Annotated in this window: 6 protein-coding genes; 1 reads left to right on the top strand and 5 read right to left on the bottom strand. The window is 39.0% G+C overall.

Annotated features, from left to right (window positions below):
• From MHN09_RS21000 to MHN09_RS20990, 3 genes are all read right to left on the bottom strand, one after another.
• The coding region (locus MHN09_RS21000) for a GDCCVxC domain-containing (seleno)protein (protein ID WP_239241816.1) at nt 1–182 on the bottom strand (182 nt) is incomplete at its 3' end.
• Nucleotides 170–559, bottom strand: coding sequence for an organomercurial transporter MerC (gene merC, locus MHN09_RS20995; protein ID WP_044556817.1), 390 nt, complete (start codon nt 557–559; stop codon nt 170–172). The genes merC and MHN09_RS21000, both read right to left, overlap by 13 nt.
• Before the next feature lie 56 nt (nt 560–615).
• The gene (locus MHN09_RS20990; RefSeq protein ID WP_239241815.1) at nt 616–936 is read right to left on the bottom strand and encodes a MerR family DNA-binding protein; all 321 of its coding nucleotides are present in this window, start codon (nt 934–936) and stop codon (nt 616–618) included.
• A 186-nt stretch (nt 937–1,122) separates the two neighbouring features.
• Between MHN09_RS20990 and MHN09_RS20985 the strand changes: the two genes are divergently transcribed.
• Entirely contained in the window at nt 1,123–3,090 is a 1,968-nt protein-coding gene (locus MHN09_RS20985) for a P-loop NTPase fold protein (RefSeq protein ID WP_061095170.1), read from the top strand.
• 255 nt (nt 3,091–3,345) lie between these two features.
• Here the strand turns inward: MHN09_RS20985 and MHN09_RS20980 are convergent, their stop codons facing one another.
• Nucleotides 3,346–3,639 carry a hypothetical protein gene (locus tag MHN09_RS20980; protein ID WP_061095169.1) on the bottom strand — a complete coding sequence of 98 codons (294 nt, stop codon included), beginning with the start codon at nt 3,637–3,639 and terminating at the stop codon, nt 3,346–3,348.
• Between the two features lie 208 nt (nt 3,640–3,847).
• Nucleotides 3,848–4,049: hypothetical protein (locus MHN09_RS20975; RefSeq protein WP_239241758.1), on the bottom strand; the 202-nt coding region annotated here is incomplete at its 5' end.

The following is a 4,049-nucleotide window of genomic DNA, read 5'->3' as shown; positions in this document are numbered from 1 at the left end:
GGTGGGCACTTAACAGTCCCAAAAGAGCAATAAACGCAACAATCACCTATTAAAGGCTTGAGTAGCGCTTTGCATCCCTCACATTCGTAATACCACTGGCAAGCGTTTGTTGGCATGGTCTCGACCTTACTAAAGCCGCACTCGGGACAAGTAATCTTAGATTCCAATTCTATACCTCGCATACGGGTTCCTTAACTGGCTTAACGACATCCAATACTGACATAAATACCATCCATGTGATCCCAAAGTAAAATAAGTAAGTGCTCCAGTCGTATTGCCACAGTGGATAAAGAGTCAGCAATACTGCAATTGGGCCAATTACACTTAATATGCCCCTTACCACATGCTTATGTTGATACCAGTTGTACGAGTTGACCAATAAAGCGAGCGCAGCAAACAATGGTAATAAAGTATTCACCGCTATTCCTTCAAAATGTGATAGAAAACCAAGCCCTAAAGCTGATGCTAGTGAACCAAGTGCGGGGAAACATGCTGTGCAGCTAAGTGCGGCTAGCCAAACGCCACCAGAGCCTACTTTATCTAGAATTTTATTCATCATAATTACCTCTACTTTTGAGGTAGTCTAAACTCCGTACATAGGTACGGAGTCAATAGTTAATTGAGCGAATTGATTATTGGGCAGGAATTAGGGTCATGGTTGGCTTTACAAGAATTTGTCATATCTTGAATCACATGTTCTAGCCGCTGCAAAATAGCAATTTTCTCTCGAATCAACTTAAGTTTTTGTAATCCCATCGATTCGACATCAGCGCAGTTTCCACTCATCGTCATGAGCGATGCGACTTCATCAAGTGTAAAGCCCAAGGCTTTAGCTTTTAATATGAATTTAAGTTGACTCACATGGGTGTCGTCATACATGCGATAACCACTATCAGGTTTTAGTGGCATTAGCATTATTCTATCATTATTAGACAAGTGCTGAACTTCCGTTAATCGCACACTAAACCAATTGATTTATCATACTGCAAGTGTCTGCAATACGTACTAATCTGCCGTTGTGATAACTGCTCGTGAGCGGCAGTTCCCTTTATACTGAGAGCACTTCTTGTTGTTTCTCATGAGAACTCATAAAGTGGTGCATCAGTTGAAACGAGTGGTACTATGAAGCTTCAGTCGGAAGCTGTTAAGCTGAATAAAGCACAGGAGAGTCGAACAATCATGGATGCACCCAACTTACACATTGAGGAATTCCTTAAGTACTACTATTCATTCGATAAAGAACCCGGATATGCAGTGCTTCTTAAAGGAAAATGGGGAACAGGGAAGACTTGGTTTATCAACCAAACACTAAACTCACTCACCGAGCAAGATGGTAAATATCTATATGTAAGTCTTTATGGAGTAACTTCATTTGAAGAAATAGAAGATGAGTTCTTTAAGCAACTTCATCCGCTATTATCGTCAAAGAGTATGGCGTTAACGGGAAAGATAGCAAAGGGATTGTTAAAGGCTACGTTAAAAATAGATTTAGACGGCGATGGAAAGGCTGACGCTAGTTTTTCTTCGCAAGTACCAGAATTAGATTTGCCAGATTATCTTACTGATACATCAGGTTTTATTATCGTTTTTGATGATCTCGAAAGAGCATCAATTAATCTCGAAAGTCTTCTAGGGTATATAAATCACTATGTTGAGCACCAAGGATACAAAGTAATTATTGTTGCAAATGAAGAAGAGATATTAGCTCACCAAGAGCAACAGGGTGAATTTAAGCACGCGTATAGAAGAATAAAAGAAAAGTTGGTAGGAAAAACCTTCGAAGTAAATCCAGACTTGAGTGGGGCTTTAACTAAATTCATCTCTGAGGTTGAAGATAAAGGTGCTCAAAACCTATTCAATGAAAATGTGAAGTTGATTTATGAAATTTATGAAAACTCACAATACCAAAACCTACGACATTTAAAGCAAGCTCTTTGGGATTTCGAAAGGTTTTCATCATTTGTTAGCCCAGATGCCTCCTCAAAAGACGGATTACTAGAGCATTTGTTAACAATATTTCTTGCTCTGTCATTTGAGATAAAAGCCGGAAGCATTCTCCCAAAAGATATTTCAGACCTTAAGACTTCATATTTCTCTAGTTTGCTCGATAGCGATAAAGAAAATACAGAAGAAACACTTTATCAAAGAGTCAGTAAAAAATATAAAAATGTAAACCTAAGAGAGTTATTAATTGAAGAGTCAGTTTGGGTGGATTTCTTTGATAAAGGCTGCTGCGCTATAGAGCGAGTGCAAGAATCTCTAGAAAAGTCGAAATATTACCTAACAGAGAATACTCCTGATTGGGTTAGCTTGTGGCACTCAATGGAGTTGAGTGATGATGAATTTGATAATGTGCTCGAATCTGTGGAAAGGGATTTCTTCGATATGAGATACACGGAGTTAGGTGTTGTTAGACATGTTGTTGGTATTTTTCTCTGGCTATCCAAAATAGAACTGGTGAAGAATACTAGACGGGACATTATTGAATTTTCCAGATCCTACATTGATCACCTTAAGGAGACTGGAAATCTTTATTCGGAAACTTCGCGTGAGCCTAGGTTTAGAGAGCATGAATCTTGGGGCGGTCTTGGCTTTCATGAAAAAGATTCTGTTGAGTTCAAGGAGCTAAATAAGTATATAGAGCGGCTAACTGAGCAGGCAGTGATTGAAGAATATCCAACTGCGGGAGATGAGTTGATTCGTTTGATAAATGAAGATCCCGACTTATTCTATCGGAAAGTAACCCATAGCAACCATTCAGATAACATATACTACGAAACACCCATTTTTCAATATATCGATGCAGAAAGGTTCGTTGAAGCATTTGTAAATGCCATACCGAATTCAAAAAATACAATTTGTTATGCATTTTCGAAAAGGTACAAGTATGATGATATTAACCACTTACTCCTTTCTGAATTAGAGTGGCTCAGAAGTGTGATCCAGCTGCTAAAAGAAAAAAGGAAGTTGTTTAATGGCAAGATTAGCGGTTACCAGTTGCAATCTTGTATTGATACTTATTTCAGGCCCGCTGTAGAGGCGTTGGAGCAATGTGTGGCTAACAAGCAAGGTCAGTCGGAAACCAAATAAAGAGGGAGCTTTGGTCGATATAGGTACATTCTTCGCCTCAAGAGCTCTTCTACTTCGTTTTGGCCTTGTCTAAGACCGAACTTCGAAAGTCTACCAATAGAGGTAGTACGCGGGTCAAATTCACACATTAGATGTACTAGCTCGGACCTGATCTGACAGTTACCCAGTTTTTCTGGTGCCAGCGTCAGATTAGATTTGAGCTAAATTCTTCTCAGCTAATCACTACCTAAGATTATCTAGTCTGCTCGTTTATTTTCATATTCCCAGTTCCAGTCTGAGCTTTCTAAATCGGTCACTGTTGGGGTATAGAGAAAATGGTTGCCCCGATACCTTCAACTTACCTTCCCGATAGAGCCGTTCAATAACTGTTTTATATTGAGGTAAAAACTTGTCAATTGAAGAGTAATCTGAATTTCCCATGCCTTGATAGTAACTTACGTAAAACAAGTCGTCATCCAACGATATCAATAGTGACGGTGAGCTAATCCCATCATCTGTCCACTTCTTGAGCGTTTCTATTATGTTTTCGGTGCTAGAATCTGAATTCATAGTCTTTCCAAATTTGAAATCATGCTAACCATTTAGCGCTTTGAAATTTAAATGCTCATGTCGAAATAGTACTCCCCCACCAAAAATGGTTCCCTATCATTGGTTTGTACAATTCCTCATTCAATTTTAGGACAGCAACAAATTAACTCTTAAAGCTTCGCTATTTATCCGAGTTCGAGTTAACTTTTGCAACTTCCTATTCGTAAAACTATGCTTTTTCGGAAAAGCGCGCCGAAACAGCGTAAAAACCATGAAGGTCTTTTAGCTTATAGTGAATTCTATGAGCGAGCATATGCCTCCCTTCGTCGTCTAGAAACCTCGTCATCGCAAGTAATTCAAGGTTGTCTTTGGCTACGCTCAGTCTATTTAACTTGGAGTGTATATAAATATCATCAAGCCCTTTTTCTTCA

It is taken from the genome of Alteromonas sp. MmMcT2-5 (assembly GCF_022348315.1).
GTDB classification, from domain to species: domain Bacteria; phylum Pseudomonadota; class Gammaproteobacteria; order Enterobacterales; family Alteromonadaceae; genus Alteromonas; species Alteromonas macleodii.
The sequence above is the reverse complement of the archived record's forward strand: the minus strand, read 5'-3'. Positions and strand labels throughout refer to the sequence as shown.

What these genes read in the sequence shown, in the direction of transcription:
- merC (WP_044556817.1), bottom strand. Translation starts at nt 559, where the DNA reads ATGATGAATAAAATTCTAGATAAAGTAGGCTCTGGTGGCGTTTGGCTA.
- MHN09_RS20985 (WP_061095170.1), top strand. Translation starts at nt 1,123, where the DNA reads ATGAAGCTTCAGTCGGAAGCTGTTAAGCTGAATAAAGCACAGGAGAGT.
- MHN09_RS20980 (WP_061095169.1), bottom strand. Translation starts at nt 3,639, where the DNA reads ATGAATTCAGATTCTAGCACCGAAAACATAATAGAAACGCTCAAGAAG.